This window comes from Bacteroides sp. L008 (assembly GCF_040812255.1).
GTDB lineage: Bacteria > Bacteroidota > Bacteroidia > Bacteroidales > Bacteroidaceae > Bacteroides > Bacteroides vicugnae.
Map to the genome: position 1 here is coordinate 247165 of NZ_JBFNXO010000002.1, position 18965 is coordinate 266129.

The following is an 18965-nucleotide window of genomic DNA, read 5'->3' on the forward strand; positions in this document are numbered from 1 at the left end:
ATTTATTTTTTAATTCTTAATTAGCTTCGCTCAAAACCTTGTTTGATTTCTAACATATAGGTATAGTCTCAATTTTTAATTTCTTCTCGTTTGTCCATCTCCTTCAATGACCCATTTGTAAGAAGTGATTTCTTCCAGTCCCATCGGACCGCGCGCGTGTAGTTTTTGCGTGCTAATTCCGATTTCGGCTCCTAATCCGAATTGTGCCCCGTCAGTGAAAGCGGTAGACACATTGGTGTATACGCAAGCTGCGTCCACGATTCTGGTGAATAAGGCTGCACGTTCCCCGTTCTCGGTAACAATACACTCGCTATGTTTGGAACTGTTTTCCTGAATATGTCCTAAGGCATCTTCGAAGCTCTTTACAGTCTTGACAGCCATTTTATAATCCAGAAACTCCGTGCCGAAGCTTTCTGTTTTTGCGTGTTCCAGAAGCTCGGCAGGATAGTGGCCTTCCAATGCCTGGTAAGCTTGCGGATCAGCATAAATAATGACATGGCTGTCTTTTAGTTTCTTGCAAAGCAGAGGGAGGTCGGTCAGTCTCTTCTCATGTATAATGGTGCAGTCCAATGCATTACATACGCTAACTCTACGTGTCTTTGCATTATGAATAATGTCTGCTCCCTTGTTTGTATCTCCAAATTCATCGAAGTAAGTGTGACAGATACCTGCTCCTGTTTCAATGACAGGAATCCTTGCATTCTTGCGTACGAAATGAATAAGACTGCTGCTGCCTCTGGGGATAATCAAGTCTACGTAGCCCACAGCATTCAGTAATGCTGCCGTAGCCTCTCTATCAGCCGGAAGTAATTCTACAATGTGCGGATTGATTTTGAACTTTTTCAATACTTTGTGAATCACACTGATGATGGCCCGGTTGGAACAATCGGCGTCACTTCCTCCTTTCAATATGCAGGCATTTCCGCTCTTCAGACAAAGGGAGAAAACATCAAAGCTAACATTGGGGCGCGCTTCATAAATGATTCCTATGACTCCGAAAGGAACGCTGACTTTCGTCAACTTCATTCCATTGGGACGAACACTCTCTTTCAGCACTTTACCCAAAGGAGAGGGGAGTGTTGCTACATTGCGTGTATCTGCGGCAATACCTTTCAAACGTTCTTCCGTCAGTTTCAACCGATCGTACTTCGGATCATTTTTGTCCATCCGTGCGAGGTCTTTTTCGTTCTCTGAAAGAATGAAAGGTGTTTCTGCAATTGCTGCGTCAGCTACTGCGTTTAAAATCTGATTGATGACATCATCATTCAGCAGGGCTAATTCCCGACTTGCTACTTGTACAGCGGCAAAGGTCTCGTTTAAATTTGTAGTCATTTGCTCCTTTTTTGCATTAAATGGAAAGATAAACTATGCAAATATAGTGAATGATGTGAATAAAACTTGTTGAAAATAGAAATAAATGTTGCTCTTTACTTATAATATTCCTTTTTGAACCAGAGTTTGGAAATGAGATTGGAAAGTACATGTCTATCTCCATCTTTTTCAATAAAGTCTCGTTCTGGCAGCATTCGTTTATTTCGTGTGATTATTTGTTTACTCTCGATTAATAAGGAATATATTTTAGGCACGGATTACACGGATTTTACGGATTTAATGCTATGATTACGAAAAGCTACCGTGTTTATCCGTGTAATCCGTGCCTAATCCTCAATTTATGATTTAGTTCATAACCGTACAGAAATGAATCAAATGCTTATGATTCTTTTCAGGCACGGATTTCACGGATTTCACGGTTTTAGCGTAGTGAGTGCGCAAAGCTACCGTGTAATCCGCGTAATCCGTGCCTAAATTTTATGACCTGTTTAATTCAAAACTCGTACGGAAAGGGAACAAATTAACGCAAACAGTATCTCCTACTGGTGATTATTCGATATATAGATAGTCATAGTGTACTACTGGTTTCTTTCCATGCTTGCCAATCGCTTCTTGTGCCTGTTTCGAATCACAGTTCACTTTTCCAACACCGATCTGGTTTCCTTGAAAATCCATGATACGCACAATGTCATCTTTCTCAAATTCACCTTCAATATGAGTGATTCCGATTGGGAGGATGCTGACAGCTTTTTCAGAGTTTAGAACTTCTGTAGCGCATTCATTTATATGAATTTCCCCTTTAGCAAAGCCTTCGCTATGGGCAATCCATTTTTTGACACTGGATACCGGTTCGTCTGATGGTATAAAACGTGTACAAAGAGTTTCTTCAGGATGCTGTAGCAAATCTACGAGAATATTATCCCGCTTCCCGTTGGCAATAATCACTGTAATTCCTTCATCGGCAACTTTACGGGCAATATTGGTTTTCGTCAACATCCCCCCCCGTCCGAAACTGGACTTAGTTGTCTGAATATAGTTGGATAAGTCTTTGCCGTGACCGATCTTCCGGATAACAGAAGAACTCGGATCGGAAGGAGAACCATTGTAAATCCCGTCAATATTACTTAGGATAATGAGTGCCTGCGTATCCATCATGGAAGCGATGAGTCCGGACAATTCATCATTATCGGTGAACATCAGCTCGCTGACGGAAATCGTATCGTTTTCGTTGACAATAGGAATGACATTATTTTCAAGCATTACCGTCATGCAATTTTTCTGATTCAGATAATGGCGGCGAGTACCAAAACTTTCCTTCGTTGTCAGTACCTGACCCACAGGGATATTGTGCTCGCGGAAAAGTTCGTAGTAACGGTTGATTAGTTTGGCCTGACCCACAGCAGAAAATAACTGGCGCTGATCTACACTATCGAGTTTTTTCTGCGGATGCACTTCACTGCGTCCGGAAGCAACAGCTCCCGAAGAAATCAAAATGATTTCCACCCCGGACTTATGTAATTCCGCTATCTGGTCAACAAGTGCCGACATACGGGTAACGTCCAGCGTTCCGTCGCGGCGTGTCAATACATTGCTTCCTACTTTTACTGCGATTCGTGTAAATTCCTGTTTCATCCTTACTAACGATTTGAAAGCGCAAATATAGAGCTTTTTGCCGATATGTTACCAAAACAGGCTAAAAAGAATTATCTTTGCAGCCAGATAGAGAAAAGATTAACAATGAAACATACAAATCCACAAGTAGAACAGATGACCTCCTTCATTGTAATGGATGTGTTGGAGAGGGCAAACGAATTACAGAAACAAGGTGTTGATATTATTCATTTGGAAGTTGGTGAACCCGATTTTGATGTGCCGTCTTGTGTGTCGGAAGCAGCAAAAGCGGCTTATGATCGTCATCTTACTCACTATACGCATTCTTTGGGGGACCCGGAACTGCGGCGGGAAATTGCTGCTTTTTATCTACGGGAATATGGAGTGACGGTAGATCCGGATTGTATTGTAGTGACTTCCGGTTCTTCTCCATCCATTCTTCTTGCATTAATGTTGCTCTGCAATACGGATAGCGAAGTGATTCTTTCCAATCCGGGATATGCTTGTTACCGTAATTTTGTGTTGGCTACCCAGGCTAAACCCGTTTTGGTTCCTTTGTCTAAAGAATATCTGCAATACGACATAGAAGCTATTCGCAAATGTGTGAATCCACATACAGCGGCTATCTTTATCAATTCTCCGATGAATCCGACCGGAATGTTGCTGGATGAAAAATTCTTGAGAGAAGTGGCAGCACTGGGAGTTCCTGTTATTTCAGATGAGATTTATCACGGACTTGTCTATGAAGGACGTGCGCACAGCATTCTTGAATATACCGATCAGGCTTTTGTCCTGAACGGATTTTCTAAACGTTTTGCGATGACGGGTCTTCGGCTGGGTTATTTGATCGCACCTAAATCTTGTATGCGTTCTTTGCAGAAGTTGCAGCAGAATCTATTTATTTGTGCGTCCAGCGTTGCTCAACAGGCTGGGATTGCTGCATTACGGCAGGCTGATTCGGATGTGGAACGGATGAAGCAGATTTATGATGAGCGTCGCCGGTACATGATTGCTCGTCTTCGGGAAATGGGGTTTGAGATTAAAGTAGAACCTCAAGGAGCATTTTACATTTTTGCCAACGCACGTAAATTTACAACCGACTCTTATCGCTTTGCATTCGATGTACTCGAGCATGCGCATGTCGGCATTACTCCCGGGGTAGACTTTGGAACGGGAGGTGAAGGATATGTACGCTTCTCCTATGCAAACTCATTGGAGAATATCAAAGAAGGACTGGACCGTATCAATCGCTACCTTTCTCGTCCCGGCTTCTGATTAGCTCGGTGGCTGCTTCGTATTCTTCCTCTGTCACGAGGACGGATACGGAAGGAGCGATATAGGGTGCTAATGTCCCCATAATTCCATCTTTAATCACACAACGGATGTTGTTGCTTTCTAATAACCCTTTAATGATCTCGGCTTCCCAAGGGGATCCGGAGAATACTTCTATTGCCTTGCTGTAATCTTCTTCTTTCATGATCTTACTTATTAGGGGTTGTTATCTACAAATATAACAAAAAAGAGAGAGAAATAGTTATTTATTTTCTTAAAAATTATTCGAGTGTGATATGTTTTACGCTAATCTGCTGTTTCAGGAAAGTAGAGGCCGATTCTGAAAACTTTTCTTCCGCTTCGGTTGTGTAAAACTGGCAGTTGCCATTCTTGGTACATTTGGCATCCATTTCGGGATGTCTCTTCAGATAGTCTTTCAGGCTTTCTGCAACATACTCTCCTTGTGCAATTATGCTGATATGATCCGGAATGTATTGCCGGATTTTAGGTAGGAGTATGGGGAAATGGGTACATCCGAGGATGACAGTATCTATTTGAGGATCCTTTGACAGTAATTGGTCGATGTACTTCCGGATAAAATAGTCGGCTCCTTCGTCTTGTGATTCGTTATTCTCAACTAAGGATACCCACATCGGACATGCCGTTCCACTTACCTGAATTTCAGGAAACAGTTTATGTATTTCTAATGGATACGATTCGGATTTGATGGTGCCTGCTGTTGCCAGTACACCGATATGCTGATTCTTGCTAATCTCTCCAATACATTCTACAGTGGGACGGATGACTCCGAGCACACGGCGGGCAGGATCGATTTGGGGTAAATCATTCATCTGAATGCTACGCAAAGCTTTGGCGGAAGCTGTATTGCAAGCTAATATAACCAGATGGCATCCCATATCAAACAGCTTGTTGACGGCTTGTCGGGTGAATTCGTATACGACTTCGAAAGAGCGCGTTCCGTAGGGGGCACGTGCATTATCTCCCAAATAGATATAATCATATTCCGGTAATACTTCTCTAATCTTGTCTAAGATGGTCAGACCTCCGTAGCCGGAGTCGAATACTCCGATTGGGCCGGGCGTATGGGATAGATGTTGCTTCATGACAAACCTGATTTATATATGCAAATGTACACCAAAAAAAGGGAAAGAGAAAGAAGATGATCCTTCTTTCTCTTTCCCTTTTGGTATTTCTTTATCCTTGGTCAGATCTTATTTGATACCAAGATTTGCTTTTACCTTGTTAGTCAAGTTGATGCTCTGTGATTCGTTCACGTAAGGAATCGAAGTTCTTGCCAAGTCGAAGATATAGATCACGCCTTCAGCAGCACCTACTGCTTTGATGGCATTGTCCAACTTCTGGTAGATAGGAGCCATTGCATCATTTTGGGCTTTCTGCATTTGTTGTTGAGCATCCTGTTGGAATTGCTCTTGTCTCTGCATCATATCCTGCAACTCTTTTTGTCTTCTTTCAGCGATGTTGGGAGGAAGAGAATCCTTAGCGATAGCTTGTTGGAATTCCTGATATTTCTTGTTGAATTCTTCCTGCGTTCTCTGTAGTTCGGCAGTAAGTTGTTTTTCTAAAGTCTGAATATCATTTTGGGCTTTGGTGAATTCCGGCATCACAGTGATGATTTCCTGTGCATTAATGTGGCCGAATTTCAGGTTCTGTGCAAATACACCCATTGGGAGTGCAAGCAACATTACAAGTGCAATTTTTTTTAGCATAGTTCTATAATTTATTTGAATGATTTTTAGTTATTTCCAGCTGCAAATGTATGAAATTAATTTGAATATCCTAATTTTCTTAGGATTTCATCACTAATATCTATGCGTGGATTTGCAAATATTATACCTGTAGCAGAGGCTCTGTCGATTACCAAATCATATCCATGTTGCTGTGATATAGCTTTTACAGCTTCATAGATATCGTCTTGGATCGGAGTAATCAACTTGTCTCTCATCTTGGCTAATTCGCCTTCCGGACCGAAGTAGCTACGCTTCAGTTCGGCTGCTTCTTTTTCCTTTGCTACGATTGCATCTTCTGTCTTTGTTTTTTGTGTGGCAGAAAGAGTGGAAGATTTTGCCTGGTAATCCTGGAACATCTTCTGTGCTTCTTTAGCCAGAGCTTCTACTTCACTCTGGTATTTTTTCGTAGCTTCTTGCATTTGCTCATTAGCGCTTTGAGCTGCCGGAATATTCTTCATAATATATTCCGTATCGATCAGTGCAAATTTCTGTGCATTTGCTGCCATGCTGACAGTAAATAGCATCATAATTAATAGAACAGACTTTCTCATAACGTTTAGTTTTTGATGATACATTAGAATTCTTGTCCTAAGATAAAGTGGAACTGGCTTCCTCCATATTGTTTAGAACCAAATACTTTGTCGAAACCGTAACCCCAGTCAATACCCATCATACCAATCATCGGAAGGAAGATACGAACACCGACACCGGCAGAACGTTTCAACTCGAATGGATTGAATTTTTTGATATCATGCCATGCGTTACCTGCTTCAAGGAAACCTAACACATAAATGTTAGTACTTGTTTCCAGCATCAACGGATATCTTAATTCGATGCCGAGACGTGCATAGGCATAACCTTCAGAACCGTATGGTGTTAATGAGCTGTTTTCGTAACCACGCAAAGCGATACTTTCAGTTGCATAAGTTGAATAACCGGTCATACCGTCACCACCTACGTCGAATGTACCGAACGGAGATTTCTTGTATTGGTTATAGTGACCCAACAGACCGAATTCCGTACGTGTCATTAATACCAGACATTTTGGATGAGCAACCGGATCCATCAGCGGAGTATATGTTTTGCCTTTGAATTTCCATTTGTGGTATTCTATCCATTTATGAAGCTTATTCATGTTGTCCTGGGTAATGCTACCTGTTTCAGGGTTGCTGTAATATCCCTTATAGTCTTTACCGTCCATCAACGAGTAAGGCGGTGTGAACTGAACTGACAGTGAGAAATCTGAACCCGAACGAGGGAAGATTGGGTTGTCAATAGAGTTACGAGCCAAAGTCAATGAAATGCTAAGGTCATTACATTTACCGTTGGTTACCGGGAAATACTGCCAGTCGCTCAAGTTATAGCGTTGGTAAGCTAATTCAGCGGAAAGAGTGAAGTAGTCATCCGGCCATTTCAGACGTTTACCCCAACCTACGGAAAGTCCCCACATCTTGATAGATTTATCCGGGTCATAATAGTTTTCGTAGTTGTTATAGTTACCATAGTTATACATACCATAACCACCGTAGCCGCTATACATACTGTTGTAGTAGTTGTTGAAGTAGCTGGAGTTATAGTAACGGCTGCTGATATCTGTTTGTACAGAGAAGAATGCCGATACGGAGAATGAGTTCGGACGTTTACCGCCAAACCATGGGTCGAAGAATGAAATACTGTATGACTGGTAGTATTTAGCATTCGTCTGTCCGCTGATAGTCAATGTCTGACCGTCACCTTGTGGAAGGATACCACGGTAGTTTTCACCCGGGTGCAACAAGTTGGCTACGGAGAAGTTGGTGAACTTCAAGCTCAACTTACCGATAATACCTGTCTGTCCCCAACCAGCAGAGAATTCCACTTGGTCGTTGGCTTTGGAAGTCAAAGGCAAGCCTATGTCAACAGTTCCGTTCATCGGATCCGGTTGAATATCCGGTTGCAGCTTTTCCGGGTCAAAGTGTCCCATCTGCTGGATTTCACGCAAGGAACGCATCAAGTCTTCTTTGCTGAACAATTGTCCCGGACGAATACGAAGTTCCCGGCGAACAACGTTTTCATACAAACGGTCATTACCACTGATCTTGATCTTATTGATAGTAGCCTGACGGCCTTCATAGATTCTCATTTCGAGGTCGATAGAGTCGCCGACAATATTTACTTCTACCGGGTCGAGGTTATAGAACAGGTAACCGTTGTTGTAATATAAGTTACCGATAGCGTCATCATCTGTAGAAACACGTTCGTTCAATAACTTCTGGTTGTATACGTCACCTTTCTTCATGCGAAGCAAGAAGTTCAACTGTTCTGACGGATAAAGAGTGTTACCCACCCATGTAACATTACGTAGATAATATTTCTGTCCCTCGTCTATATTCAAATAAACGTTTACAGTCTTTTCGTCATACTGTGAAACGCTGTCTTTTACAATCATTGCATCACGGTATCCCAACTCATTATACTTGTCGATAATCAGCTGCTTATCTGCTTCGAAGTTTTCCGGCACGAATTTTTTGGTGCGAAACAAATTGCGAAGTTTACCTTTCTCATTGGTTTTCTTCATTACTTTCTTCAGCTTGGAAGCCTTGATTGCATGATTACCAACGATTTGGATTTCGTGTACTTTGATTTTTTCTTTCTTGTCGATATCAATGTCAACGATCACCTGATTTTCGCTGGATGGATCGTCTTTCTGCGAGATAATAACTTCTGCATTTTTGAATCCTTTATCGTCGAAATAGCGTTTGATCAATGTCTTGGCACGGTCTACGGTATTCGGAGTGATTTGCATACCTTTTACCATCCCTAACTTGGCCTCAAGATCGGTGCGTTCCGACTTCTTCACACCGTGATAGCGCACATCTGCGATACGCGGGCGTTGTGTCAGACTGATTTTTAACCAGATTTTGTCGCCTTCAATTTTCTCGGCTGTGATTTGTACATTTGAGAACAAACCATGACGCCAATAACGTTTGATTGCTCCAGTAATTTCGTCACCCGGCACAGTAATTGTTTGTCCTACCGATAGTCCGGATAGTCCAATCAATACATAGTCTTCATAATTCTTTACGCCTTCGACTTTAATATCTGCTATCTCATACTTTTTGGGTGTTCCAGAGTATAAGATGACAGGTTTCGAGTCTTCATCAGTGTTAGCATTTTGCGCAATGCCTGTTGTCGCAAAGCAGCACAGGCAGACAAACGTTATGAATATAAAGGAAATACGATAATGCATTTATGTTATAATTTGATGTTTCGAGTTATATTAGCTGATCTGTTCACTGGTTTTGCCGAATCGGCGTTCCCTTTGTTGATATTCCCAAATGGCTTTGTAGAGTTCTTCTTTGTCGAAGTCAGGCCAAAAAGTATCACAAAAATAAAGCTCCGAATAAGCGCATTGCCATAAGAGGTAATTGCTTAGCCGGATTTCTCCTCCCGTGCGGATCAGTAGATCCGGGTCGGGCATAAACTTAGTTTCCAGATGAGATGCGATGCATTCATCAGTTATTTGTTCGGGAGATATTTCTCCAGTTTTTATCAGTGTTGCTATTTGTCGTACAGCTTCGGTTATTTCCCAACGGGATGAATAACTAAGAGCTAATACCATACACATGCCACTATTTTGGGATGTGCGTTCTATGCATGATGCCAAACTTTTCTGAACTTCAACAGGTAACTTTTTGAAATCACCGATTACATTGAAGCGGATATTGTTTTTCATCAATGTCTCTTCTTCAATAGATTCTAGCAATAGATTCATCAGAGCCGCAATTTCGTCTTGCGGCCGATTCCAGTTCTCGGTTGAGAAGGTGTACAGTGTCAGGTACTTGATTCCCAAACGGGCGGCATCTTCGGTAATATTCTGTACCGTTTCTGCGCCAGCACGGTGACCATAAGTACGTTCTTCCCCTCGTTGTTTTGCCCATCGTCCGTTCCCATCCATAATGATGGCCACGTGTTGTGGTATCCGAGTTTTGTCTATTTGTTCTATATAGGACATCTTTTTATTTTAAACGTATACGTTTTTATTTGCCAGCTTTTGCCAAATCAAACCATAGCTGATTAAGACGGCCACGCCAAACTTCTGATTTATAAGAATAAGTATGGTGGTTCGTAGCTCGTGTACTATCGTCATCTTCTACTTCTTCATCAAAGCTAGCATTGCCTGCACTGAAAAGAATATAGATACTGTTGTTGTCTTTATTTACTACGGTTGAATAGCTTGTTCTACCCCTGAATTCCGGCTTCTCCGGACTTGGTTTAAAGTCTGACTCACTCCAATCCTGATAAGGTAGATAAAATTTCTTATTTGCCTTTTTCCATGCAATACCTGCTTCAGAAATATAGAAAGATTCAAATTTCTCTCCGAAAATATAGAACTTATTGTTATAATATATTATGGAAGGATTAGTCAATGCAGGACAACTTGTATCTACATTATTGGGTGGTAGTGGAATCCATATCTCTCCCATATATGCCCAAGGTACAATCGTTTCGGTTTCTCCAACAGTTGGTTGATTTTTATATTTACCGATTAACATGATACCTTCCTGGTTCCTAGCTGTTGTATAGGTAGTGTAGGAAATATTGCCAATCGGGAAGTCATCCGGTACTTCTTGAAGCTTCTTTTCTGCCTCTGCTATAGATGCGATTTCAGCGGTTGAATCAAATACTTTCTTGCCGTCATCAGTCTTGATATATGTTATTTTATTACTTAGTGGTGCCAGAAGCAAATTGACGTGATTGCCACTAAACAAATCTGACTCTAACCATGTTGTTCCGTCTGTAGACTCATATACCTTTCCGTCTTCTGTTGCAGATGTTGCATACAGTTTCTTCTTATATGATAAAATAGAAGAAGGGAGCTTGTCATCAAATTTAGATTTGCTGTCACTCACAACACTTGAGCTCCAATTCATCGTGTTACCTATTTGTGCACGATATACCATAAGGCTACCATTAACAACAGAATAAGTTAGGATATCATTTTCTAAAGCTACTGACTTTTGTTCTCCTGTGAGGTTAGCTTCGTCAATGTTCCCACAGTAATTCCATCTCAATGAATCAGGATCATGCCGATGCACATTTACCTTAATAGTATATTCCTTAGTCTGATTAGGAGATACTCCTGCTAAAGCTTCTGTCGACCATACCTTTATAATAAGTGGTTCTCGGAGATCAATAGAATCATTGATGTTTATGACAGAATCGTTACCGCTTTTGTCTTTCATTGTTACGACACCAGATGCCGTAGTTAATGTTTTGATTAAAATCTTGTCAATGATGGTGTCGGCATGAACAGGAAGAGAGTCTTCGTTATAAATTTCACGTGATAATTGATCAATAGTGAATTTATAACTCCCAAGGCCTGCTGTGTCAAGTTCAAACGCATGGATAGTTGCATCCGGGCTATATTCGATGTTATTATCGTCATCAAGACATGACGTTATAACAAATGACACCATGAAAAAACTCGCAATGAATGATAAAAACTTTATTCTCATTTGAAAGATTGTGTTTATTTACAAGTTGCAAAAATAGAAACATTTTTTCCGATAATGAACATTACAGGTAAGTTTTATATAAAATTATAGATAATAATACTGTTTTTATCGACGTAAAACCCCCTGAATAGAACTATCTTAGCTATATCCGGTGAACATAATGCCAAAATTGTCTTTCGAAGTGTTCTTCTATCGAATAACTATAATTATCGTTCATTTGGGGTGCTTTAACACCGGAATGTAGCCAGCTGGGGCACTTCTCGATATACGCCTCGTCCCATAGTTCATTATCGATGAATGATTGCAGCAATTGACTGCCTCCTTCTACCAGTAAGGATTGTATTTTCCGTTGATACAGTACCTCCATAATCTGCTCCAGTGGGTTATGATTGAAGTCGATGGAGATATATGTGATGTTGGTTCTTTCTGGCTGTTTCTTTTCAGTAAAGACTAATGTTGGCACATTTCCATCGAATATTTGTAAATCATTCGGAAGAGATAATGTGCGATCTAATACGATGCGTATTGGATGATGCCCATACCAGTTGCGTACCGTTAGCGACGGATTATCCAATAAAGCCGTTCGTCTGCCTACCATAATAGCATCGGCCTCCGCTCTTTTTTTATGTACTAGCATTGAAGTGAGAGGAGAGGAGAGTATCACAGGCATTCCACCTGTACGTTCTATGTCAATAAAACGATCGGCTGACTCTGCCCATTTTAACGTGATAAAAGGCCGATGAAGTGTATTGAAAGTAATAAAACGACGAATCAGCGATTGACATTCTTCCTCTAATATGCCGACTGTAACTTCCCGTCCGGCATCCAGTAATTTCTGAATTCCTCGTCCGGCTACTTCAGAAAAGGGGTCCTGACAGCCGATAACAATGCGTGGAATCTGTTTCTCTATAATCAGATCCGCACAAGGAGGCGTTTTCCCGTAGTGGGAGCAAGGTTCCAGACTGACATAAATCGTAGAATGTTTCAATAAAGACTCATCTTTGACAGAACGGATTGCGTTGACCTCCGCATGTGCCTCTCCGCAACGAATGTGATAGCCTTCACCGATAATACGTCCGTTACATACGATAACAGCCCCTACCATCGGGTTTGGAGGCACATTGCATAACCCTTTCTTTGCAAGCTCAATGCAACGCCTCATGTATTTTTCTTCTTCCATTTTGGTGCTCTTCGCCATATTATTCTTACTTTTGCACTCCGAAATTGTGAAAATATGAATCGTATCACCGCTTACATTCGCCATTCTTTGCAGGAAATCTATCCGCCGGAAGAGATAAAAGCTCTTTCAATGCTGATTTGTTGCGACATGTTAGGCTTAGATGCGCTCGATATTTACATGGGCAAAGATATAATTTTATCCGAATGCAAACAGCGTGAATTAGAAAACATTATATTCCGTTTACAGAAAAATGAACCTATACAGTACATTCGCGGTTTTGCAGAGTTTTGTGGAAGGAATTTTAAGGTTGCTTCCGGCGTGTTAATCCCTCGGCCGGAGACCGCGGAACTCGTAGAGCTAATAGTAAAGGAGAACCCGAATGCACGTCGTTTGTTAGATATAGGTACAGGAAGCGGATGCATTGCGATCTCTCTGGATAAAAAACTTCCGGATGTAGCCGTAGAGGCTTGGGATATTTCGGAAGAAGCGTTGTCTATTGCCTGTAAAAACAATGAAAATTTAGAAGCCGGGGTGAGATTTCTGCAAAGAGATGTGCTGTCCGATGACTGGGAAAAAGTACCGTCTTTTGATGTGATCGTCAGTAATCCGCCTTATGTGACTGAAACGGAAAAGAACGAAATGGACGCTAATGTCCTTGAGTGGGAGCCGGGTTTGGCTTTGTTCGTTCCTGATGAGGACCCTTTACGGTTTTATAATCGTATAGCCTGTCTGGGAAGTGAATTGTTATTGCCGGGCGGAAAACTTTATTTTGAAATCAACCAGGCCTATGGCCGGGAAACAGCACACATACTTGAAATGAACCAATATCGTGATGTTCGTGTTATAAAAGACATATTTGGAAAAGATAGAATAGTTACAGCTAACCGATGAGTGCACAATTAACTGATGAAGAGGCTTTAAATCGCGTAGCCTCTTACTGCTCCACTGCCGAGCATTGCCGGGCAGAAATAAATGAGAAGTTACAACGTTGGGGGATTGCCTATGATACCATTGCGCGTATTCTTGACCGACTGGAATCAGAGAAGTTCATTGATGATGAACGTTTCTGCAGGGCTTTTGTGAATGACAAGTTCCGCTTTGCCAAGTGGGGGAAAATGAAAATAGCCCAAGGGCTTTACATGAAGAAAATCCCTTCTGATGTGGCATGGCGTTATCTGAATGAAATTGATGAAGAAGAATATCTTTCTATTCTGCGTGACTTGCTGACTTCCAAGCGGAAAAGTATCCATGCAGCAGACGATTACGAATTGAATGGAAAGCTGATGCGATTCGCTATGAGTCGTGGATTTGAATTGAAAGATATCAAGCGTTGTATTGACATTCCCGATGAAGAGGAACAAATTGACTGAAAAAATAAACGGATTCTTCTTTTTATTCTCATTCAATTTCTGTACTTTTGCGGCAAATAATTAATAGTTAGTTTAGTTATGAAAAACTTAGAGAGACTATTTGCGGAGAAACTGTTGAAGATTAAGGCTATTAAACTTCAACCCGCTAACCCTTTTACATGGGCTTCTGGATGGAAATCCCCCTTTTACTGTGACAACCGTAAAACTCTGTCCTATCCTTCTCTTCGTAATTTTGTGAAGATTGAAATTACACGTCTGATATTAGAACGATTCGGACAGGTGGATGCGATTGCTGGTGTGGCTACAGGCGCTATTCCGCAGGGAGCTTTGGTAGCTGATGCATTGAATCTGCCGTTCGTGTATGTTCGTTCTACCCCCAAAGATCATGGATTGGAAAACCTGATTGAAGGTGAACTTCGTCCGGGCATGAAAGTCGTAGTCGTAGAAGATTTGATTTCTACTGGTGGTAGTAGTTTGAAGGCTGTTGAAGCAATTCGTCGCGATGGTTGCGAAGTGATCGGTATGGTTGCAGCATATACATACGGATTCCCGGTAGCTGAAGAGGCGTTCAAAAATGCGAAGGTGACTTTGGTAACATTGACCAATTATGAAGCAGTACTTGATGTCGCTCTTCGTACAGGCTATATTGAAGAAGAAGACATACAGACATTGAACGAATGGCGTAAAGACCCTGCTCATTGGGATGCTGGAAAATAAGATTCATTTTTTGATCAAACATATTTGGTAAAAAGAACTGTTCGGACAATACTTGGCCGGATTGTTCTTTTTTTGTTTTATACTAATAGAAATTTATGAGTAATTTTGAGAGTAGTGTCAAGGTAATACCTTACAGTCAGGAACGCGTATATAATAAACTTTCGGATTTGAGTAATCTGGAAGCTGTCAAAGATCGTTTACCGAAGGATAAGGTACAGGATTTGAGTTTTGATTCGGACACGTTAAGCTTTAGTGTCCCTCCTGTTGGGCAACTGACTTTGCAAATTGTAGAGCGTGATCCATGTAAATGTATAAAGTTGGCAACAACTAACTCTCCACTTCCCTTTAATATGTGGATTCAACTGGTTGAAACTGCAGAAGAAGAGTGCAAGGTGAAGGTGACTATCGGTATGGATCTTAATCCGTTTATGAAAGCAATGGTACAGAAACCTCTTCAGGAGGGTTTGGAGAAGATGGTTGATATGCTGGCAGTTATTGAATATTAAAAAACAAGTATTAAGTATTAGGTATTAAGTATTAACCGCAGTCACTTTGGCTCATGCTGTTGTGCTTAATACTTAATACTTAACACTTAATACTTAAACTTATTTTTTATGGCACAGAAACTTTGGGAGAAGTCCGTACAGGTGAATAAGGATATCGAACGTTTCACGGTAGGTCGTGATCGTGAGATGGATCTTTATTTGGCCAAGCATGATGTGCTCGGCTCTATGGCTCACATTACGATGCTTGAAAGTATCGGTTTGTTGACAAAAGAAGAACTGGAACAGTTGCTGGCAGAGTTGAAGAGTATTTATGCCTCGGCTGAAAAAGGTGAATTTATCATAGAAGACGGGGTGGAAGATGTACATTCACAGGTAGAACTGATGTTGACCCGTCGTTTGGGTGATATCGGAAAGAAAATACATAGTGGTCGTTCCAGAAATGATCAGGTCTTATTGGATTTGAAACTTTTTACCCGTACACAAATAAAAGAAGTTGCCGAAGCTGTAGAGCAACTTTTCCATGTACTGATTCGTCAGAGCGAACGATATAAAAACGTTTTGATGCCAGGGTATACCCACTTACAGATTGCAATGCCTTCTTCTTTTGGTTTGTGGTTTGGTGCCTATGCCGAGAGTCTCATGGACGATATGCTGTTTTTGCAGGCCGCATTTAAAATGTGTAATCGTAATCCATTAGGTTCTGCAGCAGGGTATGGTTCGTCCTTTCCTTTGAACCGGACAATGACAACCGACTTGCTTGGCTTTGATTCGATGAATTACAATGTTGTGTATGCTCAAATGGGGCGTGGGAAAATGGAACGTAATGTTGCTTTTGCATTGGCTACGATTGCCGGAACCATTTCCAAGTTAGCTTTTGATGCCTGCATGTTTAATAGCCAGAACTTTGGTTTCGTGAAATTGCCCGATGACTGTACCACGGGGTCCAGCATTATGCCCCATAAGAAGAATCCCGATGTTTTTGAACTGACACGTGCTAAATGTAATAAACTGCAATCGCTTCCTCAACAGATCATGATGATTGCGAATAATTTGCCTTCCGGCTATTTCCGTGATTTGCAGATTATAAAAGAAGTTTTCCTGCCTGCTTTTCAGGAATTGAAAGACTGTTTGCAGATGACAACTTACATCATGAATGAAATAAAGGTCAATGAGCATATCCTCGATGATGATAAATACCTCCTTATTTTTAGCGTGGAAGAAGTGAATCGTCTGGCACGTGAAGGTATGCCTTTCCGTGATGCATATAAGAAGGTTGGTTTGGATATTGAAGCTGGAAAATTCTCTCATACAAAAGAAGTACACCATACTCATGAAGGTAGTATTGGCAACCTTTGCAATGCGGAAATCTCAGCATTGATGCAGCAAGTGATCGATGGATTCAACTTTTGTGGAATGGAGCAAGCGGAGAAAGCACTGCTTGGAAGATAAAATAAACTTTCGGAGGATAGTTTTTTAAACTTTCCTCCGAAAAGATTTGGCAGAAACAAGTAAACTACTTATCTTTGCACCCGTTGAAAAAACGCGGAAATAGCTCAGTTGGTAGAGCATAACCTTGCCAAGGTTAGGGTCGCGAGTTCGAGTCTCGTTTTCCGCTCTTTCTTTGAAAGGATGCTCGAATGGTGGAATGGTAGACACGAAGGACTTAAAATCCTTTGGCCATTGCGGCTGTGCGGGTTCAAGTCCCGCTTCGAGTACGAGTATTCTTTATAGGCTTTATGAATCATTGATTCATAAAGCCTTTTTTATTTTTATGGGTGTGTAATCTACATTTGTTTTGTTTGAGGGAGCTTTGTAGTAATGGCTACTTGAAAAAATAAATCAAAAAACAGTAATAATATTTTTTTATTGTGTTATTAATCTTTTATTTTGCTTTCAGATTATAAGCTTGTAATAGATATTATATTAATCATTTCTTTAACCTTATACATGGTACATTTGATTTAACCGTTAACACTGAAAAATACTAGAGAGATGGAAAATAACGACAAGCAGATTGAATTAAAGTTTCAGAGGTTTTTTACTGTGAATTTTCCGAAAGTAAAAAACTTTGCTCAAATGCTGCTTAAATCGGAAAGTGATGCAGAAGATGTGGCTCAAGATGTTTTTTGTAAGCTTTGGCTGCAGCCGGAGTTATGGCTGAATAATGATAAAGAACTAGACAATTATATCTTTATAATGACTAGAAATATAGTTCTGAACATCTTTAAGCATCAACAGGTAGAGCAAGAATATCAGGCGGAGGTTATAGAAAAGACTTTTCTTTATGAATTGACAGAGAAAGAAGAGATCTTGAATAATGTATATTATAGGGAGATGCTGTTGATTATTCAGTTGACCTTGGAAAAGATGCCGAAGCGTCGTCGGTTGATATTCGAACTTAGCCGTTTTCGAGGATTAAGCCATAAAGAAATAGCTGATAAACTCGATGTTTCTATTCGTACTATAGAGCATCAGGTTTATCTGGCATTGATCGAATTAAAGAAGGTACTCCTCTTTTTTATTTTTTTCTCCAATATTTTTAAGTAGTGTGTTCATAGTAGTTGTATTTAGTGTATAAAGCCCAAAAAAGAAAGAAAAAGATTCATGAAAAATTATATTCAACAACTCATAGAATTGTTCGGCCATAACAACTATTCTGCCGATACACAGAAGAAAGTGCAACAGTGGTTGGCTGATGAGGAGCATGTTGATGAAAAGAATGAGGCTCTTCATGAGCTTTGGAAACAAGCAGAAGGACAGAGAGCACCTGATGGTATGCAACAATCAATACAACGAATGCGGCAGAATCTGGGAATGCAGTCTGTCACTTCGCAGAGAAATTACCAGTTACTTATATGGAGAGCTGCAGCTATTTTCTTGTTAGCTGTCTCATCCATTTCTATCTATCTGATGTTGGAAAAGGACCGACCAGAAAAAGATTTGGTTGAATGCTATATACCAACAGCGGAAACTCGTGAACTTACATTACCGGATGGTACACATGTCATGCTGAATTCAAAGAGTACACTACTATATCCGGAACAATTTACAGGAGAAACTAGAAGTGTATATTTGATTGGTGAGGCCAACTTTAAAGTGAAACCGGATAAGAAGCATCCTTTCATTGTAAAGGCGAATGATTATCAAGTTACAGCTTTGGGAACAGAGTTTAATGTAAATGCTTATCCTGACAGCAATGAATTAATTGCCACATTATTGGAAGGTCGTGTGAAAGTGGAATTTAATAATTTAATGTCAAATATTATTTTAAAGCCTAATGAACAGTTGGTCTATGACAAACATACGAAAGCGCACAATCTGCGGATGCCTGAGATAGATGATGTGACGGCATGGCAACGTGGGGAATTGGTTTTTAGTAATATGCATCTGGAGGATATTTTTACAAATCTTGAACGTAAATTTCCTTATGCCTTTGTATATAGCCTTCATAGTCTGAAAAAGAATACATATAGTTTCCGTTTCTCCAAACAGGCTAATTTGGAGGAAGTTATGAAGATTATATCGCAAGTTGTAGGAAATGTAAACTATGTTGTCAAGGGAAATAAGTGCTATGTAACTAGCAAAGAATAAATATATTGTAGAACCTTTTTTAATTTAATACGTAATGCAAAAAAATACCCGGAAGGAATGGCCGTTCCTCCCGGATATGAAATCAATTTCTTTTAATATTAGCGTAATATTGACGCTAT

Annotated in this window: 18 protein-coding genes and 2 tRNA genes; 10 read left to right on the top strand and 10 right to left on the bottom strand. The window is 40.5% G+C overall.

Annotated elements, in window-relative coordinates; translation table 11 throughout:
* Positions 1-75 precede the first annotated feature (75 nt).
* Positions 76-1332 carry a glutamate-5-semialdehyde dehydrogenase gene (locus tag AB3G73_RS20305; RefSeq protein WP_367745525.1) on the bottom strand — a complete coding sequence of 419 codons (1257 nt, stop codon included), beginning with the start codon at positions 1330-1332 and terminating at the stop codon, positions 76-78.
* A gap of 549 nt (positions 1333-1881) precedes the next feature.
* Entirely contained in the window at positions 1882-2964 is a 1083-nt protein-coding gene (proB, locus tag AB3G73_RS20310) for a glutamate 5-kinase (protein ID WP_367745526.1), read from the bottom strand.
* A 105-nt stretch (positions 2965-3069) separates the two neighbouring features.
* Between proB and AB3G73_RS20315 the strand changes: the two genes are divergently transcribed.
* Complete coding sequence (locus AB3G73_RS20315; RefSeq protein ID WP_148363962.1) at positions 3070-4218, top strand: pyridoxal phosphate-dependent aminotransferase; 1149 nt, start codon at positions 3070-3072, stop codon at positions 4216-4218.
* On the opposite strand, the gene AB3G73_RS20320 is transcribed toward AB3G73_RS20315, so the two are convergent.
* From AB3G73_RS20320 to ribD, 8 genes are all read right to left on the bottom strand, one after another.
* The gene (locus AB3G73_RS20320; RefSeq protein WP_004299777.1) at positions 4187-4420 is read right to left on the bottom strand and encodes a DUF2007-related protein; all 234 of its coding nucleotides are present in this window, start codon (positions 4418-4420) and stop codon (positions 4187-4189) included. The genes AB3G73_RS20315 and AB3G73_RS20320 overlap by 32 nt on opposite strands.
* 76 nt (positions 4421-4496) lie before the next feature.
* The gene (gene murI / locus AB3G73_RS20325) at positions 4497-5339 is read right to left on the bottom strand and encodes a glutamate racemase (RefSeq protein WP_148363961.1); all 843 of its coding nucleotides are present in this window, start codon (positions 5337-5339) and stop codon (positions 4497-4499) included.
* A gap of 108 nt (positions 5340-5447) precedes the next feature.
* The gene (locus AB3G73_RS20330; RefSeq protein WP_117935535.1) at positions 5448-5963 is read right to left on the bottom strand and encodes an OmpH family outer membrane protein; all 516 of its coding nucleotides are present in this window, start codon (positions 5961-5963) and stop codon (positions 5448-5450) included.
* 56 nt (positions 5964-6019) lie between these two features.
* Entirely contained in the window at positions 6020-6535 is a 516-nt protein-coding gene (locus tag AB3G73_RS20335) for an OmpH family outer membrane protein (RefSeq protein ID WP_074637331.1), read from the bottom strand.
* Positions 6536-6558: 23 nt separating this feature from the next.
* Complete coding sequence (bamA, locus tag AB3G73_RS20340; RefSeq protein ID WP_074556722.1) at positions 6559-9213, bottom strand: outer membrane protein assembly factor BamA; 2655 nt, start codon at positions 9211-9213, stop codon at positions 6559-6561.
* 30 nt (positions 9214-9243) lie between these two features.
* Complete coding sequence (locus AB3G73_RS20345; RefSeq protein WP_217722892.1) at positions 9244-9978, bottom strand: isoprenyl transferase; 735 nt, start codon at positions 9976-9978, stop codon at positions 9244-9246.
* Positions 9979-10003: 25 nt separating this feature from the next.
* A complete protein-coding gene (locus tag AB3G73_RS20350) occupies positions 10004-11482 on the bottom strand; it encodes a DUF6242 domain-containing protein (protein WP_367745527.1) in 1479 nt (492 codons plus the stop codon).
* A gap of 142 nt (positions 11483-11624) precedes the next feature.
* Positions 11625-12680, bottom strand: coding sequence for a bifunctional diaminohydroxyphosphoribosylaminopyrimidine deaminase/5-amino-6-(5-phosphoribosylamino)uracil reductase RibD (gene ribD, locus AB3G73_RS20355; RefSeq protein WP_259022086.1), 1056 nt, complete (start codon positions 12678-12680; stop codon positions 11625-11627).
* Positions 12681-12716: 36 nt separating this feature from the next.
* Between ribD and prmC the strand changes: the two genes are divergently transcribed.
* The 9 genes from prmC to AB3G73_RS20400 all read left to right on the top strand — a co-directional run bounded on the left by prmC (position 12717) and on the right by AB3G73_RS20400 (position 18846).
* Positions 12717-13553: a peptide chain release factor N(5)-glutamine methyltransferase gene (gene prmC / locus AB3G73_RS20360; protein ID WP_148363958.1), complete on the top strand. Its 837-nt coding sequence runs from the start codon at positions 12717-12719 to the stop codon at positions 13551-13553.
* The gene (locus tag AB3G73_RS20365; protein WP_148363957.1) at positions 13550-14032 is read left to right on the top strand and encodes a regulatory protein RecX; all 483 of its coding nucleotides are present in this window, start codon (positions 13550-13552) and stop codon (positions 14030-14032) included. Before prmC ends, AB3G73_RS20365 begins: the two co-directional genes overlap by 4 nt.
* A gap of 78 nt (positions 14033-14110) precedes the next feature.
* Complete coding sequence (gene pyrE / locus AB3G73_RS20370; protein ID WP_004299787.1) at positions 14111-14749, top strand: orotate phosphoribosyltransferase; 639 nt, start codon at positions 14111-14113, stop codon at positions 14747-14749.
* 95 nt (positions 14750-14844) lie between these two features.
* Entirely contained in the window at positions 14845-15255 is a 411-nt protein-coding gene (locus tag AB3G73_RS20375; RefSeq protein WP_148363956.1) for an SRPBCC family protein, read from the top strand.
* A gap of 108 nt (positions 15256-15363) precedes the next feature.
* Positions 15364-16704 carry an argininosuccinate lyase gene (gene argH, locus AB3G73_RS20380; RefSeq protein ID WP_367745528.1) on the top strand — a complete coding sequence of 447 codons (1341 nt, stop codon included), beginning with the start codon at positions 15364-15366 and terminating at the stop codon, positions 16702-16704.
* Positions 16705-16797: 93 nt separating this feature from the next.
* Positions 16798-16870 (top strand) — tRNA-Gly (locus tag AB3G73_RS20385).
* A gap of 16 nt (positions 16871-16886) precedes the next feature.
* Positions 16887-16970, top strand: a tRNA-Leu gene (locus tag AB3G73_RS20390).
* A 277-nt stretch (positions 16971-17247) separates the two neighbouring features.
* Entirely contained in the window at positions 17248-17802 is a 555-nt protein-coding gene (locus AB3G73_RS20395; RefSeq protein ID WP_148363954.1) for an RNA polymerase sigma-70 factor, read from the top strand.
* 57 nt (positions 17803-17859) lie between these two features.
* The gene (locus AB3G73_RS20400) at positions 17860-18846 is read left to right on the top strand and encodes a FecR family protein (protein WP_234133260.1); all 987 of its coding nucleotides are present in this window, start codon (positions 17860-17862) and stop codon (positions 18844-18846) included.
* Positions 18847-18965 lie beyond the last annotated feature (119 nt).